26 protein-coding genes are annotated in these 18,042 nt (G+C 65.7%); 16 read left to right on the forward strand and 10 right to left on the reverse strand.

Annotation, left to right across the window (positions count from 1 at the left end; genetic code table 11):
* Positions 1–131 precede the first annotated feature (131 nt).
* The 3 genes from hisB to AB0T83_RS04850 all read left to right on the forward strand — a co-directional run bounded on the left by hisB (position 132) and on the right by AB0T83_RS04850 (position 2,263).
* The gene (gene hisB / locus AB0T83_RS04840) at positions 132–719 is read left to right on the forward strand and encodes an imidazoleglycerol-phosphate dehydratase HisB (protein ID WP_366191921.1); all 588 of its coding nucleotides are present in this window, start codon (positions 132–134) and stop codon (positions 717–719) included.
* A 4-nt stretch (positions 720–723) separates the two neighbouring features.
* On the forward strand, positions 724–1,362 hold the full coding sequence (gene hisH / locus AB0T83_RS04845) for an imidazole glycerol phosphate synthase subunit HisH (RefSeq protein ID WP_366191922.1): 639 nt from the start codon (positions 724–726) through the stop codon (positions 1,360–1,362).
* A 382-nt stretch (positions 1,363–1,744) separates the two neighbouring features.
* Positions 1,745–2,263 carry a VPLPA-CTERM sorting domain-containing protein gene (locus tag AB0T83_RS04850; protein ID WP_366191923.1) on the forward strand — a complete coding sequence of 173 codons (519 nt, stop codon included), beginning with the start codon at positions 1,745–1,747 and terminating at the stop codon, positions 2,261–2,263.
* Between the two features lie 52 nt (positions 2,264–2,315).
* On the opposite strand, the gene AB0T83_RS04855 is transcribed toward AB0T83_RS04850, so the two are convergent.
* Positions 2,316–2,702: a DUF2147 domain-containing protein gene (locus tag AB0T83_RS04855; protein ID WP_366191924.1), complete on the reverse strand. Its 387-nt coding sequence runs from the start codon at positions 2,700–2,702 to the stop codon at positions 2,316–2,318.
* A gap of 140 nt (positions 2,703–2,842) precedes the next feature.
* Between AB0T83_RS04855 and hisA the strand changes: the two genes are divergently transcribed.
* Together hisA and AB0T83_RS04865 are read left to right on the forward strand one after the other, a co-directional pair.
* On the forward strand, positions 2,843–3,562 hold the full coding sequence (hisA, locus tag AB0T83_RS04860; RefSeq protein ID WP_366191925.1) for a 1-(5-phosphoribosyl)-5-[(5-phosphoribosylamino)methylideneamino]imidazole-4-carboxamide isomerase: 720 nt from the start codon (positions 2,843–2,845) through the stop codon (positions 3,560–3,562).
* A gap of 51 nt (positions 3,563–3,613) precedes the next feature.
* Complete coding sequence (locus AB0T83_RS04865) at positions 3,614–4,366, forward strand: hypothetical protein (protein WP_366191926.1); 753 nt, start codon at positions 3,614–3,616, stop codon at positions 4,364–4,366.
* Between the two features lie 3 nt (positions 4,367–4,369).
* Here AB0T83_RS04865 and ychF read toward each other — a convergent pair whose 3' ends face one another.
* On the reverse strand, positions 4,370–5,467 hold the full coding sequence (gene ychF, locus AB0T83_RS04870; RefSeq protein ID WP_366191927.1) for a redox-regulated ATPase YchF: 1,098 nt from the start codon (positions 5,465–5,467) through the stop codon (positions 4,370–4,372).
* Between the two features lie 205 nt (positions 5,468–5,672).
* Here ychF and trpA point away from each other — a divergent pair, with 205 nt between their 5' ends.
* Positions 5,673–6,464 (forward strand): tryptophan synthase subunit alpha, encoded by a 792-nt coding sequence (gene trpA, locus AB0T83_RS04875; RefSeq protein ID WP_366191928.1) that lies wholly within the window; start codon positions 5,673–5,675, stop codon positions 6,462–6,464.
* A 28-nt stretch (positions 6,465–6,492) separates the two neighbouring features.
* Here the strand turns inward: trpA and AB0T83_RS04880 are convergent, their stop codons facing one another.
* Positions 6,493–7,296, reverse strand: a complete 804-nt coding sequence (locus tag AB0T83_RS04880; RefSeq protein ID WP_366191929.1) for an ABC transporter permease — start codon at positions 7,294–7,296, stop codon at positions 6,493–6,495.
* Positions 7,297–7,474: 178 nt separating this feature from the next.
* Between AB0T83_RS04880 and AB0T83_RS04885 the strand changes: the two genes are divergently transcribed.
* From AB0T83_RS04885 to cutA, 4 genes are all read left to right on the forward strand, one after another.
* On the forward strand, positions 7,475–8,068 hold the full coding sequence (locus AB0T83_RS04885) for a GcrA family cell cycle regulator (protein WP_366191930.1): 594 nt from the start codon (positions 7,475–7,477) through the stop codon (positions 8,066–8,068).
* A gap of 311 nt (positions 8,069–8,379) precedes the next feature.
* The gene (locus AB0T83_RS04890) at positions 8,380–8,856 is read left to right on the forward strand and encodes a hypothetical protein (RefSeq protein WP_366191931.1); all 477 of its coding nucleotides are present in this window, start codon (positions 8,380–8,382) and stop codon (positions 8,854–8,856) included.
* Between the two features lie 140 nt (positions 8,857–8,996).
* Positions 8,997–10,406, forward strand: a complete 1,410-nt coding sequence (gene rimO, locus AB0T83_RS04895) for a 30S ribosomal protein S12 methylthiotransferase RimO (RefSeq protein WP_366191932.1) — start codon at positions 8,997–8,999, stop codon at positions 10,404–10,406.
* A complete protein-coding gene (gene cutA / locus AB0T83_RS04900) occupies positions 10,406–10,735 on the forward strand; it encodes a divalent-cation tolerance protein CutA (protein WP_366191933.1) in 330 nt (109 codons plus the stop codon). The genes rimO and cutA overlap by 1 nt, the downstream gene beginning before the upstream one ends.
* Here the strand turns inward: cutA and AB0T83_RS04905 are convergent.
* Positions 10,717–11,064 (reverse strand): YigZ family protein, encoded by a 348-nt coding sequence (locus AB0T83_RS04905; protein WP_366191934.1) that lies wholly within the window; start codon positions 11,062–11,064, stop codon positions 10,717–10,719. The two genes, cutA and AB0T83_RS04905, sit on opposite strands and share 19 nt — an antisense overlap.
* 42 nt (positions 11,065–11,106) lie before the next feature.
* Entirely contained in the window at positions 11,107–11,400 is a 294-nt protein-coding gene (locus AB0T83_RS04910; protein WP_366191935.1) for a DUF6455 family protein, read from the reverse strand.
* Positions 11,401–11,584: 184 nt separating this feature from the next.
* On the opposite strand from AB0T83_RS04910, the gene AB0T83_RS04915 reads away from it, so the two are divergent.
* Positions 11,585–11,872, forward strand: a complete 288-nt coding sequence (locus AB0T83_RS04915) for a CBU_0592 family membrane protein (RefSeq protein ID WP_366191936.1) — start codon at positions 11,585–11,587, stop codon at positions 11,870–11,872.
* Positions 11,873–11,922: 50 nt separating this feature from the next.
* On the opposite strand, the gene AB0T83_RS04920 is transcribed toward AB0T83_RS04915, so the two are convergent.
* On the reverse strand, positions 11,923–12,636 hold the full coding sequence (locus tag AB0T83_RS04920; RefSeq protein ID WP_366191937.1) for a M48 family metalloprotease: 714 nt from the start codon (positions 12,634–12,636) through the stop codon (positions 11,923–11,925).
* A 158-nt stretch (positions 12,637–12,794) separates the two neighbouring features.
* Here AB0T83_RS04920 and AB0T83_RS04925 point away from each other — a divergent pair, with 158 nt between their 5' ends.
* Entirely contained in the window at positions 12,795–13,040 is a 246-nt protein-coding gene (locus AB0T83_RS04925) for a DUF8831 family protein (RefSeq protein WP_366191938.1), read from the forward strand.
* Between the two features lie 54 nt (positions 13,041–13,094).
* On the opposite strand, the gene AB0T83_RS04930 is transcribed toward AB0T83_RS04925, so the two are convergent.
* Entirely contained in the window at positions 13,095–13,325 is a 231-nt protein-coding gene (locus tag AB0T83_RS04930) for a DUF167 domain-containing protein (protein WP_366191939.1), read from the reverse strand.
* A 115-nt stretch (positions 13,326–13,440) separates the two neighbouring features.
* Between AB0T83_RS04930 and AB0T83_RS04935 the strand changes: the two genes are divergently transcribed.
* Together AB0T83_RS04935 and AB0T83_RS04940 are read left to right on the forward strand one after the other, a co-directional pair.
* On the forward strand, positions 13,441–14,019 hold the full coding sequence (locus AB0T83_RS04935; protein WP_366191940.1) for a nitroreductase family protein: 579 nt from the start codon (positions 13,441–13,443) through the stop codon (positions 14,017–14,019).
* Positions 14,016–14,714, forward strand: a complete 699-nt coding sequence (locus AB0T83_RS04940) for an EI24 domain-containing protein (RefSeq protein ID WP_366191941.1) — start codon at positions 14,016–14,018, stop codon at positions 14,712–14,714. The genes AB0T83_RS04935 and AB0T83_RS04940 overlap by 4 nt, the downstream gene beginning before the upstream one ends.
* Positions 14,715–14,716: 2 nt before the next feature.
* Here the strand turns inward: AB0T83_RS04940 and AB0T83_RS04945 are convergent, their stop codons facing one another.
* From AB0T83_RS04945 to mce, 3 genes are all read right to left on the reverse strand, one after another.
* Complete coding sequence (locus tag AB0T83_RS04945) at positions 14,717–15,469, reverse strand: VPLPA-CTERM sorting domain-containing protein (RefSeq protein ID WP_366191942.1); 753 nt, start codon at positions 15,467–15,469, stop codon at positions 14,717–14,719.
* A 61-nt stretch (positions 15,470–15,530) separates the two neighbouring features.
* Positions 15,531–15,815, reverse strand: a complete 285-nt coding sequence (locus AB0T83_RS04950) for a DUF1467 family protein (protein ID WP_366191943.1) — start codon at positions 15,813–15,815, stop codon at positions 15,531–15,533.
* A 30-nt stretch (positions 15,816–15,845) separates the two neighbouring features.
* A complete protein-coding gene (gene mce / locus AB0T83_RS04955; protein ID WP_366191944.1) occupies positions 15,846–16,250 on the reverse strand; it encodes a methylmalonyl-CoA epimerase in 405 nt (134 codons plus the stop codon).
* Positions 16,251–16,388: 138 nt separating this feature from the next.
* On the opposite strand from mce, the gene AB0T83_RS04960 reads away from it, so the two are divergent.
* On the forward strand, positions 16,389–17,087 hold the full coding sequence (locus tag AB0T83_RS04960; protein ID WP_366191945.1) for a response regulator: 699 nt from the start codon (positions 16,389–16,391) through the stop codon (positions 17,085–17,087).
* Between the two features lie 233 nt (positions 17,088–17,320).
* Complete coding sequence (gene rpe, locus AB0T83_RS04965; RefSeq protein ID WP_366191946.1) at positions 17,321–18,016, forward strand: ribulose-phosphate 3-epimerase; 696 nt, start codon at positions 17,321–17,323, stop codon at positions 18,014–18,016.
* The last annotated feature ends 26 nt before the right edge of the window (positions 18,017–18,042 follow it).

The raw sequence follows: 18,042 nt of genomic DNA on the forward strand, positions 1-18,042 counted from the left end.
GTTCGATCCGCTGCCCTTCGGGCCACACGCGCAACGCCATTGCGCCCGGTCCAATGCACCCGGTCTGTCGCAAGCCCTTCTCATCCCGTGCCAACCCCCCTAAAAGGCAGGTGAAACGGATGGAGACCCGCATGCGCAAGGCCAGCATCACCCGCAAGACCGCGGAAACCAGCATCACCGTCGAGATCGATCTCGATGGCAGCGGCAGCTACGACATCCAGACCGGTGTCGGCTTCTTCGATCACATGCTGGACCAGTTGGCCCGCCACGCACTGATCGACATGGTGATTCGGGCCGACGGCGATCTGCACATCGACGATCACCACACCGTGGAAGACACCGGCATCACCCTGGGCCAGGCGCTGAGCGCGGCACTGGGCGACAAGCGCGGCATCACCCGGTACGGTGACTGCCTGCTGCCGATGGATGACGCGCTGTTGCGCGCGGCGCTGGATCTGTCCGGGCGGCCCTTCCTTATCTGGAATGTGGATATGCCGACCCAGAAGATCGGCACGTTCGACACCGAACTGGTGCGCGAGTTCTTCCAGGCGTTCTCGACCCACGGCGGCATCACCCTGCATGTGGACGCGCTGCACGGGGTGAACAGCCACCACATTGCCGAGGCCGCCTTCAAAGCCGTGGCCCGCGCCCTGCGCGATGCGCTGGAAACCGATCCGCGCAAGGCCGGCGATGTGCCCTCGACCAAGGGAACGCTGTAGGCCGATGACCACGGTTCTGATCGACTATGAATCCGGCAACCTGCATTCCGCCGAAAAGGCCTTCCAGCGCATGGCGCGGGATGCGGGCACCGGCGAGGTCATCGTCTCGGCCCGCCCCGAGGATGTCGCCCGCGCCGACCGCGTTGTGCTGCCCGGTGACGGCGCTTTCCCGGCCTGCCTGCGGGGCCTGAAAGCCTGCGACGGGCTGTTCGAGGCGCTGGACGAGGCGGTCCGGCACCGCGCCGTGCCCTTCATGGGGATCTGCATCGGCATGCAGATGCTGGCCACCACCGGCCATGAGTACGAGGAAACCCCCGGTTTCGACTGGATCGGCGGCGACGTGGAACGGATCGTGCCCGCGGACCCCAGCCTGAAGGTGCCACACATGGGCTGGAACGATCTGGTCATCGACCATCCCCACCCGGTGCTGGAGGGCGTTGCCACCGGCGATCACGCCTATTTCGTGCACTCCTTCCAGTTCCACGTCTCGGACCCGGCCAGCCGTCTGGCCTATGTGGATTACGGCGGCGAGGTCACGGCCATGATCGCGCGCGACAACATGGTCGGCCTCCAGTTCCACCCGGAAAAAAGCCAGGCGGCGGGCCTGCGGATGATTGGCAACTTCCTGGGCTGGGCCCCCTGAGATCACGCCGGGTCGGGGTCTGGTCCGGGCCTGCAACTCCGCGCCGGAAGCGGATGGGCGCACCCCTTGATGCCCGCGCTTGCGGGGCGCCTCAGCAACCGGACCGCCAGAGTTCGCCCCAAGGTTAACGCAACGTGGATGCGCGGAGCCGTCCGGAACCACCCCGGCCTGAAACGCCAAGCACATGATATTTAGTCAAATTTATCAAAGCCCGCGAAACGGCCGATAGGCTTTCGGGGAATCGAGGCCCCAGGGCACTGCTCCCGCGCCGTCAGGTCTTAACCATCGCCCTCAACTCCGTTGGATTTGAGACAATTCCTTCCGCATCCTTGGATCATGACGCGCCAGATGCGGCGCTGAAGTTGTTTCAAGGAGTTGAAAAGTGAACCTGAAAACCATTGCCCTGGCCGCCATCGTCGCCCTGACGCCTGCCGCCACTCTTGCCGCGACGATCTCGCCCAGTTCCAACATCAGCAACGGCGGCAGCTATGACATCGCCAACGGGCCGTTCTTCTGGGACGCCACTTTTTCCAGAGGCGACGGCGCCGGGTCGGCCTCTTTCACCTTCACCAATTCCACGCTGGGCCGGTTCACGGCGGGGGTCGCGCAGGGCACCGTCCTGCAGTTTTCCGGCAGCTTCAACGGCGTGACCATCGGGTGGGGCAATGGCCAGTCGCAGACGATTGCCCCCGGCCAGAACGCCATCATCAACGTGCGGTCCCGGCTGGCATCGGGTGGCTCGGACACGCTGAACGTCGCTTGGGGCGCGGTCACCGGCGATATGGCAAACATCGACCTGGATATCGCGGCGGTGCCCCTGCCCGCAGGCGCGCTGCTGCTGGGCACCGCGCTGGTTGGTGTGTCCGGCTTGCGCCGCACACGGCGGTCCCGCACCGCGTGATCCAAACCGGCCCGCGTCGCCCTGTGGCACGGCGCGGGCTGGGCAGACCCGGTTACGGCACGCGGGTCCAGACCTGTGTGCGGCAGATTCCGATGACGCAGCCCGAGACCTCCAGCGTGTCGCCTTCCAGCGCCATTTTCGAGGCATAGGTCTTGTCCCGGTCCGGCGCCCAGATCTTGCCCTTGCCATAGCGCCCGCCCCCATGCGCAACCATGTCCCAGACCATGCGCTTGCCAAGGGCGGCACTGCTGCGCGAACCACCCCCGGCGTCGAACGCCTGCACCAGCACGCCGCAGACCTTGCCCTCGCAGGGTGACAATTCCACATAGCCATAGACGCCGTCGTCGCCCGGCTGGGTCTTCCAGGTGCCAAGCACGGGATCCGCGCAAGCGGCCGTCCCCAATGCGGTCAATGCTGCCGCCAGAACCAAGGTCTTCATCTTCGTCTCCTCCCAGGATAGAAGGCTCAGGTGATGTGCAGGTCAGCCTTGTGACAAGTGATACGTTGCGTCGCGCGCCCCTTGGCATTGCCGTCTGCCCGTGACAGACAGCGGCCAAGTTCTGCCAAGGAAGGTGCCCCATGATCCTGTACCCCGCCATAGACCTGAAAGACGGCCACTGCGTTCGCCTGCTGAAAGGCGACATGAGCAAAGCCACGGTGTTCAGCGACAGCCCGGCCAAACAGGCCCGCGCCTTTCAGGATGCCGGCTGCGAATGGATCCACCTGGTCGACCTCAACGGCGCCTTCGAAGGCCAGCCGGTCAACGCAGCGGCGGTCGAGGCGATCCTTTCCGAAATCTCGGTCCCGGCACAATTGGGCGGCGGCATCCGCGACATGGCCACCATCGAGATGTGGCTGACCAAGGGCATCTCGCGGGTGATCCTGGGCACCGTGGCGGTCGAGGATCCCGACCTGGTGCGCGCGGCGGCGGCAGCCTTTCCCGGACAGGTGGCCGTCGGGCTGGACGCGCGCAACGGCTTCGTGGCAACGCGCGGCTGGGCCGAGGAAACCGAGATCGAGGTCACCGATCTGGCGCGCAAGTTCGAAGACGCCGGTATCGCCGCCATCATCTACACCGACATCAACCGCGACGGTGCCATGCAGGGGCCCAACACCGACGCCACCGCCGCGCTGGCCCGCGCCACCACGATCCCGGTGATCGCCTCGGGCGGGGTGTCATCCCTGCAGGATCTGATCGACCTGCGCGACTGCGGCGCGCCCCTGAACGGGGCAATCTCAGGCCGCGCGCTCTATGACGGCGCGCTGGACCTCAAGGCGGGGCTTGTCGCCCTGGCCTGACCGTGCGCGAGGCCGTGGACAGATCTGCCGTCTCTCGTCGATACTATCCGCATGCTGGATGCGATACTCATCATTCTGGGCGTTGTGGGTCTGGCGGGCGGTTACGACAAGTTTTGTCCGCCCGACCGGAAAGCCGCGGTGGCGGAGTATGTCTTCGGCGGCGCGCGGACCGATTTCGGCACCTTCGAGCGCGCGGCGATGGAAGACATCCTCCTGCCCTTTGTCGGTGAGGCGTGGGAGGGTCCCTCCTGGCGCGCCGGTTTCGTGCTTTCGGGGCTCTGCATCCTGGTCCTGGCGCTGCTGAACAATGGTGGCCGGGCAGATCCCCGAAGCTTTTACGACCTTGTGGGACTCGTCGGATTCGGTGGACTGATTTCGCTGCCGTTCGTGATGTTCAGCCTGCATGTTTCCAACTGTATTTTCGTGATGCGAGTATGGCCACGACCGCTGCCGGTTCTGATCGCGGTGGACGCCGGTTTGTCCCTGCTGCCGCTCGTCATTCTCGCAAGCCTCGCCATGGCCTTCTTCGGAGTTTTCGATGAGACGCCCGAATGGCTGAAGCAACTGAGCGTCCCGCTCCTGCTGAGCGCCTTCTGGGCCTTGCCCGCCGTGCTGTTCGTCACCGCGGTTCAGATCGCGGTTCTGCTGTTCGGCACGCTGACCCGGATCATCCTTCTGGCGCTCCGGTCCGCCGGGCGCATGGCCGATCCCAAGAAGCTGTATCAGGCACCGTTCACCGCCATCGGCCTTGTGGCGGGGCTTGTCATCGCACTGCTGAAACTGACCGCCGCCACGCTGGGATAACCGTCAGGCGTTGAACAGGAAGTGCAGGACGTCGCCGTCCTTGACTTCATAGGTCTTGCCTTCCGCGCGCAGCTTGCCCGCGTCCCGGGCACCGCTTTCGCCATTGCAGGTGATATAGTCGTCATAGGCCACGGTTTCGGCCCGGATGAACCCGCGCTCGAAGTCGCCATGGATGACGCCCGCGGCCTGCGGCGCCAGCGTGCCCTCGCGGATCGTCCAGGCGCGCGCCTCCTTGGGGCCGACCGTGAAGAAGGTCTCCAGCGACAGCAGATCATAGCCCGCCCGGATCAGCCGATCCAGCCCGGCTTCCTCAAGCCCCAGATCCGACAGGAACACCTCGGCCTCCTCGGCATCCAGCTGGCTGATGTCTTCCTCGATGGCCGCCGAGATCACCACGGTGCCCGCCCCCTGTGCCGCCGCCATCCTGGCAACCTCGTCGGAGAAGGCATTGCCCGTCCCCGCCGAGTCTTCCTCGACGTTGCAGACATAGAGGATCGGCTTGGAGGTCAGAAGCTGAAGCATTTTCCATGCCTTGAGGTCTTCCTCGCTCACCTCGACCGTGCGCGCCGGCTTGCCGTCTTCCAGCACGGCCAGAGCCTGTTTCAGCAGGCGTTCCTGCTGCACTGCCTCCTTGTCGCCGCCGCGCACCTTGCGCGAGAGGTTCTGTAGACGCCGCTCGATGCTCTCCATGTCGGCGATCATCAATTCGGTCTCGATGGTCTCGGCATCGGCCATCGGATCGACCCGCCCGTCCACATGGGTCACATCCTCGTTCACGAAGCAGCGCAGCACATGGGCAATGGCATCGACCTCGCGGATGTTGGCCAGAAACTGGTTGCCCAGCCCTTCGCCCTTGGACGCACCTTTCACCAGCCCGGCGATATCGACAAAGGTGATCCGGGTCGGGATGATCTCTTTCGAGCCGGCAATCCCCGCCAGTTTTTCCAGACGATCATCGGGCACCGCAACATCGCCGACATTCGGCTCGATGGTGCAGAACGGAAAATTCGCCGCCTGCGCCGCCGCCGTCTTCGTCAGCGCGTTGAACAGGGTGGATTTGCCCACATTCGGCAGCCCCACGATCCCCATCTTGAAACCCATGATACGTCCCTCCTTGGCACCGGCATGCTCTTAGGCGCACGGCCCAGCCTGTGCAAGCGCTGACGCCCTTGCGGCCAGGTCACACGCCCCCGCGCGCCCCGCTTTTTCTTGTCATAAATACTCAACTTGCGGCGCGCAGCGCCGCCCGCTTGCCTTTTCCGGCCCCATGGGCGACACCACCCCGACGACATTCAGAGGGCCCGCCATGACTCGTATCGATCGCAAATTCGCCGACCTTCGTGCCGAGGGAAAGAAAGCCTTCGTGGCCTATGTAATGGCGGGCGATCCGGACTACGACAGTTCTCTGGACCTGATCAAGGCGCTGCCCGCCGCAGGGGTCGACATCATCGAACTGGGGCAGCCGTTCACAGACCCGATGGCCGACGGCCCGACCATTCAACTGGCCGGGCAGCGCGCCCTGAAGGCCGGGCAGACCCTGGACAAGACCCTGCAGATGGCCCGCGCCTTCCGCGAGACCGACGACAGCACCCCGATCGTGATGATGGGGTACTACAACCCGATCTACAATCGCGGCGTGGAGCGCTTCCTCGACGATGCCAAAGACGCCGGGATCGACGGGCTGATCGTGGTCGACCTGCCGCCCGAGGAAGATGACGAGCTGTGCATTCCGGCCCAGAACGCCGGGTTGAACTTCATCCGCTTGGCCACCCCCACGACCGATGACAAGCGCCTGCCCAAGGTGCTGCAGAACACCTCGGGCTTCGTCTATTACGTGTCCATCACCGGCATCACCGGCGCGGCCGCCGCCTCGGCAACCGACGTGGCCCCGGAAGTCGCCCGCATCAAGGCCAGCACCGATCTGCCGGTCATCGTCGGCTTCGGCATCCGCTCGCCGGAAACGGCACAAGAGATCGCCTCGGTGGCCGATGGCGCCGTTGTCGGCTCGGCCATCGTCAAGCTGGTGGAAGAGGGCAAGTCGACCTCCGAGATCGTCGCCTTCGTCAAGGGGCTGGCCGAGGGCGCGCACCGCGCCTGACGGCCTCCACCAGACGCGGCACCGGCCCTTACGGCTTCAGCCGGAAGCCGGTGCGGAACCAGCGCAGGCAGACAGCCAACACCGCCGCGGTGGCCAGCAGGCAGACCGGCAGCCCGATCCAGGGCGAGCTGTCCGAGGTGCCCAGCACGCCAAAGCGCACCCCGTCGATCAGATAGAACACCGGGTTCACATGGGTCAGCACCTGCATCGCGGGCGGCAGCCCCTCGACCGAATAGAAGGTGCCGGACAGGAAGCTCAGCGGCGTGATGATGAAATTGGTGATCGCCGCCATCTGGTCGAACTTGTTGGCCAGGATCGCGGCGATGATCCCCAGCCCGCCCAGAAGCGCACTGCCCAGCACCACGAAGACCAGCACCCAGACCGGATGTGCGATCCCCTGGCCCAGGAAAATCGCCGCAACGATCAGGATGGCCGCCGCCACGAACAGACCGCGCCCGACCGACCCGGCCAGATAGCCCGCCACCAGTTCCGCCGGCGACAGCGGCGGCATCAACGTGTCGACGATATTGCCCTGCACCTTGGCAATCATGATCGCCGAGGATGTGTTGGCAAAGGCGTTCTGGATCACCGTCATCATCAGGATGCCCGGCGCCAGGAACTGGGTGAAGGGCACGCCCATGACGTCGCCCCGCCGGGTGCCGATCGCCAGCGAGAAGATGGCCAGGAACAACCCCGCCGTGATCAACGGGGCCATCAGGGTCTGCGACCAGACCGCCAGAAAGCGCCGCACCTCGCGTTCGGCCAGGGTTGCCACGCCCAGCCAGTTGACGCGGCCAAAGCGCCGTTCGCCCATTCCGGTCATTTCCGTCATGTTCCGCCTTCCATGTTTCGCTGCTGTCTCGGCTTCCGGTCCGTCACACCGGACTCAATCCGCAAGGACACCTTGTATCCGGCGGCACGAAGATTAAAATAGGCATCTGCTGAATTTCTCCAAGGCGTCCGGGTCGACGGGCGCCTTCTCGTTTGACCCATGTCTGCAAGGTGGCCTCATGTCCTGGACCGAAGAACGCGTCGAGATCCTGAAGAAAATGTGGGCCGACGGCCAAAGTGCCAGCCAGATCGCGAAGGAACTGGGCGGGGTGACCCGCAATGCCGTGATCGGCAAGGTGCATCGCCTGGGCCTGTCCAACCGCAATACCGGTGCTGCACCGGCCAAACCGGCGGAGCCTGTGGCCAAACCCGCACCGGCCGCCGAAAAACCGGCCGGCCCTGCCGCTGCAGCGAAACCCGCGCCGCAACCGGCCGCCGCGCCTGCGGCTGCGGCCCCTGCCTCTCCGGCACCGAAACCGGCGCTGCCGGCCCGCAAGGCGATCATACCCGCGGGCCAGCCGCTGCCGCCGCAACCTTCGGCCAATGAAATCTCGCCCGAGGCCCTGGCCTCGCAGCGCGAGGTCGAGAAAAAGGCGCGCAAGCTGACCCTGATGGAACTGACCGAGCGCACCTGCAAATGGCCCATCGGTGACCCCGCGACCGAGGATTTCTGGTTCTGTGGCCTGCCCGTGGAACAGGGAAAACCCTATTGCGAGGCGCATGTGGGCGTGGCGTTCCAGCCCATGTCCTCGCGCCGCGACCGCAAGCGGTAAGCCCCGGCCCAAGGGCCAGGACGCGCCAACCCCCGACCCGATCTGTTCGGGCCGGGGCACCCTGTGCCGGGTCCGGGACGACGGCGCGGCGCCCGCGCTGCCAAGGGGGCGCTTCAGCACTGGAAAATAATGGCGCGCGCAATCACGCCGCCCGGCCACTGCGCAGTTCTTCTTGGGAAAAATACTTCATTCCAAGTCACAACGGGCAAAAATCGTGCATACTCGGGAAGGCCCCGCACCAAGAGTGGACCGGCGGGGCCGCGCGATCAGGATGGCCATCGGTCTGCTCCCCCCGAGAGAAAGTCCCCGGAATGAAACAGATCCTGACGACATTCACCGCCATCGCCCTGACAAGTCCGTTGTACGCCGCAGAGATCCTGCCGGCCAACGGTGTCTGGTCCGGCACGTCCGCCTCGGAAGTCCACCAGATCAACGAAAACCACATGGTTCTTCGTTCGAACTCAGCCTACCTGAGTTTCGACCCCGCCAGCGAAGTCAGCGCCATGGTCGGAATGAGCGGCACGTGCTACGGCGCGGTTGAAATGGCCCCGCCCATGGCAAACGGGACCGGGCATTGCGTGTTTTCGCGCGACGATGGCGATGCGATGTTCTCGCATTGGACCATCACCGCGCTGACTGCCGACGGCGCGGCAACCGGGACGTGGTCCGTCCTGGGCGGCAGGGGCACGCTGGAAGGGGCGTCTGGCGGCGGCAGCTTTGCGTCGAAGACCGATCCTGAAACCGGCGTCTTCCAGAACACCGTCACCGGCGCCGTCGTGATCCCCTAGGACCGGACGGCATCAACAGGGGCGGCCCCCATGGCTGGCCCTGTCCGCCGGGACGCGATTAACCCGGCGCTGCGCCCTTGCAGGTCGCGTCCGACACGGCACTCATTGCACCAGACCGCAGGCTTGCCTATAGCGCCCCCATGACCAGCAATCCGCCCAGCCTCCGCCCCGACCTTGCCCCGCGTGCCAGTTTCGATGGCACCGCCCCCCGTGACGGCCAGCCAACCATCGGCATGGTGTCCCTGGGCTGCCCCAAGGCGCTGGTGGACAGCGAACGGATTCTGACCAGGCTGCGGGCCGAAGGTTATGCCATTTCGCCCGATTACGCAGGCGCCGGCGCGGTCATCGTCAACACCTGCGGGTTTCTGGACAGCGCCAAGGCCGAAAGCCTGGAAGCCATCGGCGAGGCCCTCCACGAAAACGGCAAAGTCATCGTCACCGGCTGCCTGGGGGCCGAGCCCGAATACATCACCGGCGCGCATCCCTCGGTCATGGCTGTCACCGGGCCGCATCAGTACGAACAGGTCATGGATGCGGTGCACAAGGCGGTGCCGCCCAGCCCTGATCCCTTCATCGACCTGGTGCCGGGCACCAGCGTGCAACTGACCCCGCGCCACTACGCCTATCTGAAGATCTCGGAAGGCTGCAATCACGCCTGCAAGTTCTGCATTATCCCCGACATGCGCGGCAAACTGGTGTCACGCCCCGCCGCCGCCGTTCTGCGCGAGGCCGAGCGCCTGGTCACCGCCGGGGTACGTGAATTGCTGGTCATCAGCCAGGACACCTCGGCCTATGGCCTTGACCTGCGCCACGCCGCCAGCAGCTGGAAAGACCGCGAGGTCCGGACCCATATCACCGATCTGTCGCGCGAATTGGGGCAGTTGGGCGCCTGGGTGCGGCTGCACTATGTCTACCCCTACCCGCATGTGCGCAACCTGATCCCGCTGATGGCCGAAGGTCTGGACGCCGCCGGCGGCGGCATCCTGCCCTACCTCGACATTCCGTTCCAGCACGCCCACCCGGACACGCTGAAACGCATGGCCCGGCCCGCGGCGGCGGCGGCGGCGAAAACGCTGGACGAGATCGCCGCCTGGCGCGCCACCTGCCCGGACATCACCCTGCGCTCGACCTTCATTGTCGGCTATCCGGGCGAGACCGAGGCCGAATTCCAGACCCTGCTGGACTGGATGGACGAAGCCCAACTCGACCGCGTGGGCTGCTTCCAGTACGAAAACGTGGCCGGCGCGCGCGCCAACGCCCTGCCCGACCATGTGCCCGCCGAGATCAAGCAGGACCGCTGGGACCGCTTCATGGAAAAGGCGCAAGCCATCTCCGAAGCACGGCTCGCCGCCAAGGTCGGCACCCGCCAAAAGGTCATCGTCGACCTGGTGGAAGATGACGCCGCCACTTGCCGGACCATGGCCGATGCCCCCGAGATCGACGGCAACCTGTTCATCGACGAGGGTTTCGAAACCCTCAAACCCGGCGACATCTTCGAGGTCGAGGTGGACGAGGCCGGCGAATACGATCTGTGGGGCAAACTGGTCTGATGCCCACGATCACCCTGATGCGGGTGACCTGCCCGGACGACGACAGCGCCCGCGCCATCACCCGTGCCGCCCTGACCGAGCGCCTGGCAGCCTGCGCCAACCTGGGCGCCATCACGGCGGAATTTCACTGGGACAACGCCCTGAACAGCGCGGCCGAGATCGTCGTCCTGTTCAAGACCCGCCCCGAACTCGCGGAACCGCTGGCCGCGCAGATCCGCAAGGCGCATCCCTACGATCTGCCCGCGATCACCTGGTGGGAGGTGCAGACCGACGCCGCCACCGCCGATTGGGTGGCAAGCGAAACCGGGGCTCACAGCGCCTCAAGATAGACCCGCACCGCTTCCTGCACATGGCGGAAACGATCGCCGCCCAGATGCTTACCGCCATACCAGCGGGTCACCACGATCACATGGTTGCGCAACTGGGCACGCTCCAGCATCCGCAGGATCACCATCCCGGCCCCGGATTCCCCGTCGTCGGACTTGAGCGGCCCGTCGGCCAGCAGCACCCCCCATGAATTGTGGGTGGCCTTGGCATATTTCTTGGCCCGCTTGAGGTCCTTCAGAAAGGCCTCCACCTCGGCCCGCGAGGTCGCAGGTCCGCCCGACACCGCGTATTTCGATCCGCGATCGGTGATGACGTTTTCGATCTGTCGCATGTCCCCCTCGTGCCGCATGGCACCGCCGGGGTCCAGTCCGGATCAGGCTTCGGATGCGGTCGCCTCGGCCAGCGCATCGAATTTCTGCTGGTTCACGCAGGCGCCCGGCACCTCGGCGCTGCCCGCCTCCTGCAAGGACAGCCAGCGGGTGCAACCGCCGTCGCGCTGCCAGTCGCAGTCGCGGCAGCGTTCCACCATTCCGGCCCAGCCGTCGTGGGTCAGCCGCCCCTCGTCCATGGCGGTCACAAGGTCGACACCGGCCGCGCGCGCCATCTCCAGCACCAGCCAATAGTGGGTGATCGGGTCTCCAAGCGGCTTGGGCGTGTGCAGGGTCATGGGCGGGTCCTTCGCGTGGTTGCCCCGAGATGAAGCGGGCCATTCCGCGCCGCCACCTTGATTCAGGTCAAAATCAGGCGGGAATCCCTGACCGGCGCATCCGCTTTGATCAGGATTCCCAGACCATGCTCAAAATTTGGGATCTGTTAACTTTCGTGAAGACCAACGAGCAAGGATCACACCCATGGAAATCGCCGGCATCATGCTGTCCTGGAAAGACCTCCCCGGCCTGCTGGGATTTGCGCTTTATGCCTGCAACTACGTGTCCCTGTGCTCGGGCCGCCTGACCGGGACCGAGTTGCGGTACTTCGCCCGCAACGGGGTGGCCGCCGCCCTGGTGCTGATCGGCCTGCACCTGGATTTCAACCTGGGCGCTGCGATGCTTCAGGTCTTCTACATCCTTGCCAGTGCCTCGGCGATCCTGACCCGCCTGCGCAAGCCCGCGCAGGACGGGGCGCCGGTTAACGGGTAGGGGTCGGCGCGGTGCTCCCCCGCGCCGACCCCGGTGCGTAACGAGTTTCCTCAGTTCAGCTGCGCCGCCACCTGCCGCACCACCCGCTGACGCTCGGCATTGGGCGGGTGGGTGCCCAGGAACTGGTTTCCGGGGTCAGGGATGCGCGTGAAATAGGCCGACCCGCGCACCGGATCATACCCCGCCTGATAGGCAATCACCGTGCCCAGGGCGTCGGCCTCCAGCTCGTAGTTCTTGGAAAACGCCCGCGATCCCGCCAGCGCGCCCAGATCCTGCGCCGCCTCGACCGAGGCAATATCCCCCCCGCCCGCGGCCACGATGGTGCCGGCCAGGATGGCGCCGAGCACCGCGGTGTTGCTGGTGCGGGTCAGATGCCCGCGAATGTGATGCGCGGCCTCATGCCCCAGAATGAAAGCCACTTCGTCGGCATTGCGGGTCTCGGCCAGCAGCGGCTGGGTCACGATCAGCAGGGGCCGTCCCGACTTGTCGACGGTCTGGAAGGCATTGGCCGGCACGCCGGGCCGGGTGTCCACGACGATGCGATAATCGCATTGCGCGACGTTTCCGCTGCGCCGGCAGGTCTCCTCGGCCACCGGCTCCACCCGCCGCACGATGGCGCTGAAATTCACGTCCTGCGACGGGGCGCGCTTCGGGGCGGCGGTCGCGGGCGTGCTGGACGTGCGTGGCCCCTGGGTCGTCGAGGTCGCGCAGCCCGCCAGCATCAACATCAGCCCTGCAAGGCCCAGCTTGTGCCAGTTGTTCATCCCACCCTCCGTTGCAGTCCATCACCGCGCCATTGAAGCCTGAAACGCGCGGGCTTCACAATGGGTTCCCACCCGTCCTTGCGTCACCTAGGCAAACAGGGCTGGCCGCGCCGCCCGGCCCGGCCTAGCCTGCAAAGAAAACCAGCCGGAGCCTTGCCATGTTCTCGATCGAGCACGATTTCGACGCCACTGTCATCACCCTTGTCGACGATCAGGCCGGGCCGACCTCCGAAGACATCTCGGTGCAGGCCTTCGAGGATTGCGTCACGGTCGAGCAATTCGACCCCCGCCGCAACGACATGGTGCGCATCACCTTCACCCTGCGCCAGATCCAGGATCTCGCCGCCGCCCTCGATCTGCCCGAAGGTGTCTACCGGCTGAAACCCCGCACTGCCCCGGATTGATTTTTCTTGGCGCAAATACTCCCGCCGGAGGCGTCCCGCCCTCTCCGCCCGCGCTTAGGTCAGGCGGAAGAGCTTGTCGCGGGACTTGGCGCCGCGCACCAGGTCCAACCGTCCGGGCGCCACGCCCAGATGCTTGGCCAGCAGTTTGCGCACGGCGGCATTGGCCTTGCCGTTCTCGGGGGCCACGGTGACATAGACCCGCAACCCTTCGGCGGTCTCCTCGACCCGCGCCCGCGACGCGCGCGGCGTCACCCGCACCTGCCATTGCTGCTCCACGTCCGCCATCCGGCCCACCTTTTGCCCCGTTCTTCCCGGTTCAGGCCCGGCAAACCGGTCCCGCCCCTTGCAACTGCGGCAAGAATTGCACAGGTCAGGGGCAGACAAAACGCCGGACCCCTTGATGCCTGACCCAAATCCTCCCGTTCTCGACTTTCTTCTCACCCGCCGCTCGCGCCCCGGCAAGCTGCTGGCAGCGCCGTTTCCGACGCCCCAGGACCTGACCCCGATCCTCACCGCCGCCGCCCGCACCCCAGACCATGGCGCACTGGAGCCGTGGCGCTTCATCGTGCTCACCGGCGCCGCCTTGCCCCGCATCGCCGATCTGATCGCAGATCGCGGCCCGGCCTTGGGAAAAACCCCTGAGGACATCGACAAGCTGGCCGCCGTCTATCGTAGCGCGGGCTGCGTGGTGGCGGTGATCGCCAGTCCCAAGCCCTCGCCCAAGATCCCCGAGATCGAACAGACCTATTCGGCCGGGGCCGTCTGCCTGGCGCTGGTCAATGCCGGGCTGGCCGCGGGCTGGGGCGCCAACTGGCTGTCGGGCTGGATCTCGCATGATGCCGAGTTCCGCACCCGCGCCCTGGACCTGGCCGAACACGAACGGATTGCCGGATTCATCCATCTGGGCACCGAACCCGCCGCCCCGCCCGAACGCCCGCGCCCGGACCTTTCGGCCATCACAAGCTGGGTGTCCGCATGATCTTCAGCGATTTCCTCAAGGCGCTCGGCCAGTTGGGCGACCCTCGCTTCCGCCGGGTGCTGCTGCTGGGGCTGGGCCTGACCTTCGGCCTGCTGCTGGCCGCCTATGTGGCGACGGTCTGGCTGGTGGGGGCGCTGGTGCCCGAAACCCTGACGCTGCCCTTTATCGGAGAGGTGAGCCACATCAGCGACATCGCGTCGGGCTTCTCGCTGATCGCGGTCATGGGGCTGTCGGTGTTCCTGATGGTGCCCGTGGCCTCGGCCTTCACCGGGCTGTTCCTGGACGACGTCGCCGATGCGGTCGAAGACCGCCACTATCCGAACCTGGCCACCGCGCCACGGGCCGAGTTCCTCAAGGCGCTGGCCGATTCGCTGAAATTCCTGGGCGTGATCGTGCTGGCCAACCTGCTGGCGCTGGCGCTCTACGCGGTGTTTCCGCCCTTCGCGCCCTTCATTTTCTGGGGATTGAACGGCTTCCTGCTGGGCCGGGAATACTTCCAGATGGTCGCCATGCGGCGGCTGTCACAGGCCGATGCCAAACGCATGCGCCGCCGACATTCGGTGCAGATCTGGCTGGCAGGCGCGCTGATGGCGGTGCCGCTGACCGTGCCGCTGGTCAACCTTCTGGTGCCGATCCTGGGCGCGGCCACCTTCACGCATCTCTATCACCGTCTGCGCGGCGCCGAAGGCGTTTGATTTCAAGCAGCGGTGCTGCGCCGGCCCAGAAACCCCAGTCCGGCCAGTCCAGCCAGCAACAACAGGCCGGTCGCGGGCAGCGGAACGGCCTCCAGTTCCAGGTCGAAGGGCTTGGGCGGGTTGAAGAAGTCGAATGGTCCGGGTCCGTGGAACCCCTCCAGTTCGATCAGCCAGCCCCGATTGGTCACATTGTGGCTGCCTCCAGTGGAAACGTTGTAGAGGGACCTGCCCTCATCCAGCAGGAAATCGACGAAATAGGTGTCGGTGGCCGGGTCGTGCGGCACTGATCCGCCGATGGATTCGATGGTCTCGACCTGCGGATTCCCGGTACCGCCACCGGTCAGATCGTCGAAATAGAACCGGGGCGCGGCGTCCGGGTACAGGTGCTGCGCCCATCCCGACGCGTCCACCTGCCGGTTCCCGCCGCCATTGGTGCTTTGGGTCAACTTCAGGAAGCCCTGCCAATACTGGCCCATCCAGCTCATTGCGACGCTGGTGCCGGGCTGGATCCGGTCCCCCACGAACAACGCCTTCACATGGTTGGGCTCTTCGCACAGATGCACCTCAAGATGAATGGTCGTGCGTTGCTTTTTCGGTGGAACGTCCAGAACGTCCTCGCCGAAACAGGGCGGCAGGGAGGCCGCGTCGAAGACAACAGCCTGAGCCGGCATCACTGGCAGAAGCAGGGAGGCCGCGCTGGCCGCCATCCCAATGAAAAGTGTCCGTAGCGCCCCGGTGTTCCTCGTCGGTTTCATGTGACTCCTCCCCCTATGCGGGAAGTCTATCACAAAACTGACAAAATGTCGCAGCCCTGAGTTAGTCGCTGCCGGCCACTGGCGGCATCCGCCCCATCACGTCGAAATCGCGCACGGTGATGGTTTCGGTGACGATGATCGTGAAGATCACGATCCACAGCCCCACCGCCCAGATCGTGGTGAGCCGCGCCTTGCGGCCGATGGCGGGGTTGGTGGGTGCCGAGGAATGCGTGCCCGGCACCACCTCGCCGCTTTCACCCTGCGTGGTCAGGCGCAGGGGCAACACGACGAAGAACACCATGAACCAGATCACGGCAAACAGGACGATGGCAGAGGTGATGGACATGGGTCCGCGCTCGCTTTCCTAGGGGTCCGGTCAGACCTGTTCCAGTTCGACCAGACAGCCGTTGAAATCCTTGGGATGCAGGAACAGCACCGGTTTGCCATGGGCGCCGATCTTGGGCTCTCCCGATCCCAGCACCCGCGCGCCCGAGGCTTTCAGATGATCGCGGGCGGCCAGGATGTCCTCGACCTCATAGCACACATGGTGGATGCCGCCCGAGGGGTTCTTTTCCAGAAAGCCGTTGATCGGGCTGTCGTCGCCCAGCGGGTACAGAAGTTCGATCTTGGTGTTGGGCAGTTCGATGAACACCACGGTGACGCCGTGATCGGGCTCGTCCTGCGGCGCGCCGACCTTGGCACCCAGCGCATCGCGGTACTGGGCCGAGGCCGCCTCCAGATCCGGAACGGCAATGGCAACATGGTTCAAGCGACCGATCATGGCAGTATCCTCCAATGGGTTTTGCGGCTTATCCCGTGCCGGACCGGGGCAGGCAAGACACGCGAGCGTCGCAGCCGCCTTAACCGCGCGTTCACCATGTAGGGTCTTTTCTGGGAACAGCCAGAATGGAGAAAAAGGATGACACCAGCCCCTGCAAGACTGATCCCAACATCGGCCCGGCCCCTGCTGGGCCTGACCGTCATGGTCGTGGAAGACAGCCGCTTTGCATCCGAAGCCTTGCGGCAGATGTGTCTGCATGGCGGTGCCCGGATCCGGCGTGCCGATTGCATCGCGTCGGCCCGGCGGCACCTGGCGGCCTATTTCCCCTCGGTCTCGATCGTGGACATGGGGTTGCCCGATGGCGACGGGGCCGAGCTGATTGCCGAAATCCGGCAACGTTGCGGCGACCTTGCCCCGGTGATTGCCACCTCGGGCGACCCGGATCGGGAATTGCCGGCGCGGCGCGCCGGGGCGCATGACTTCCTGCCCAAACCGATCGCAAGCCTTGGCCTGTTCGAACAGGTGATCCTGCGCCATCTTCCCGACAGCGCCCGCCCCAAGGGGCCGCGCATCCTGCGCCAGGACCTGCCGATGCCGGACCGGGCTGCGCTGCGCGACGATCTGGATCATGCGGAACGGCTGTGCCGTGGCGAACCGGATACAGAGATGCGGACATATCTGGGCGCCTTCGTGGCCGGGGTGGCCCGCTGTGCCGAGGATGAACCCTTGGCCCGTGCCGCCGACGACTTGCCCGCCACCGCGGGTTCCGGCGCGCTGCGGCAGTTGCAGGCATTGCTGAAAGATCGTTTGCGCAAGGAGACGCGCGCGCCTGTCTGACCCCCCCAAGCAGGAAACCGGCGTTCCAGTCTTGCGCGGCGGATGTCGTCAATCGCAGGGACGCCCGGCCCGCGCCCCTTGGCCAAGGGGCGCAATCGATCCCGACGGGCGGAATTGCGCCTGCCCCCTCTGGTCCTTGCCGCCGCGCGACGGTATCGACACGGGCAGAACCCGGCTGCCATACTGCCGGATGTCCGCGGCCCGCCGCCGCCCCGGCCAGAGGAAGACCGACCATGTCATTCGACCGTTCGATCAAGATCGCCCCGTCGATCCTGTCAGCTGATTTCGCCAATTTCGGCGCCGAGATTCGCGCAATCGAGGATCAGGGCTGCGACTGGGTTCATGTAGACGTCATGGATGGCCATTTCGTGCCCAATCTGACCTTTGGCCCGCCCGCCGTCAAAGCCTTCCGTCCGCATGTGAAAACGGTGATGGATGTGCACCTGATGATCGCGCCGGTCGATCCCTACATCGACGCCTATGCCGAAGCCGGGGCCGACATCCTGACCGCGCATGTGGAAGCCGGCCCGCATATTCATCGCACCCTGCAAGCCATTCGTGGCGCCGGTATGAAGGCGGGCGTGGCCCTGAACCCCGGCACCCCGGCCGAATCCGTCGCCCATGTGCTGGACCTGACCGACCTGATCTGCGTGATGACCGTGAACCCCGGCTTCGGCGGGCAGAAGTTCATCGACATGACCGGCAAGGTCAGCCAGCTGCGTCAGATGGTCGGCGACCGCCCGATCCATATCGAGATCGACGGCGGTGTCACCACCCAGACGGCCCCGCTGGTGGCCGCCGCCGGAGCCGATGTTCTGGTGGCCGGATCCGCCGTCTTCAAGGGTGGTTCGGTCTCGGCCCCAGAGGTCTACGGCAGCAATATCGCCGCGATCCGCAACGCCGCCCGCGCCTCGGCCACCGCGGCCTGATCCCCTCACTGGAACTGGAGACTCGT

Origin of the sequence: Meridianimarinicoccus marinus (assembly GCF_040689105.1) — a bacterium.
GTDB classification, from domain to species: Bacteria; Pseudomonadota; Alphaproteobacteria; order Rhodobacterales; family Rhodobacteraceae; genus Meridianimarinicoccus; species Meridianimarinicoccus marinus.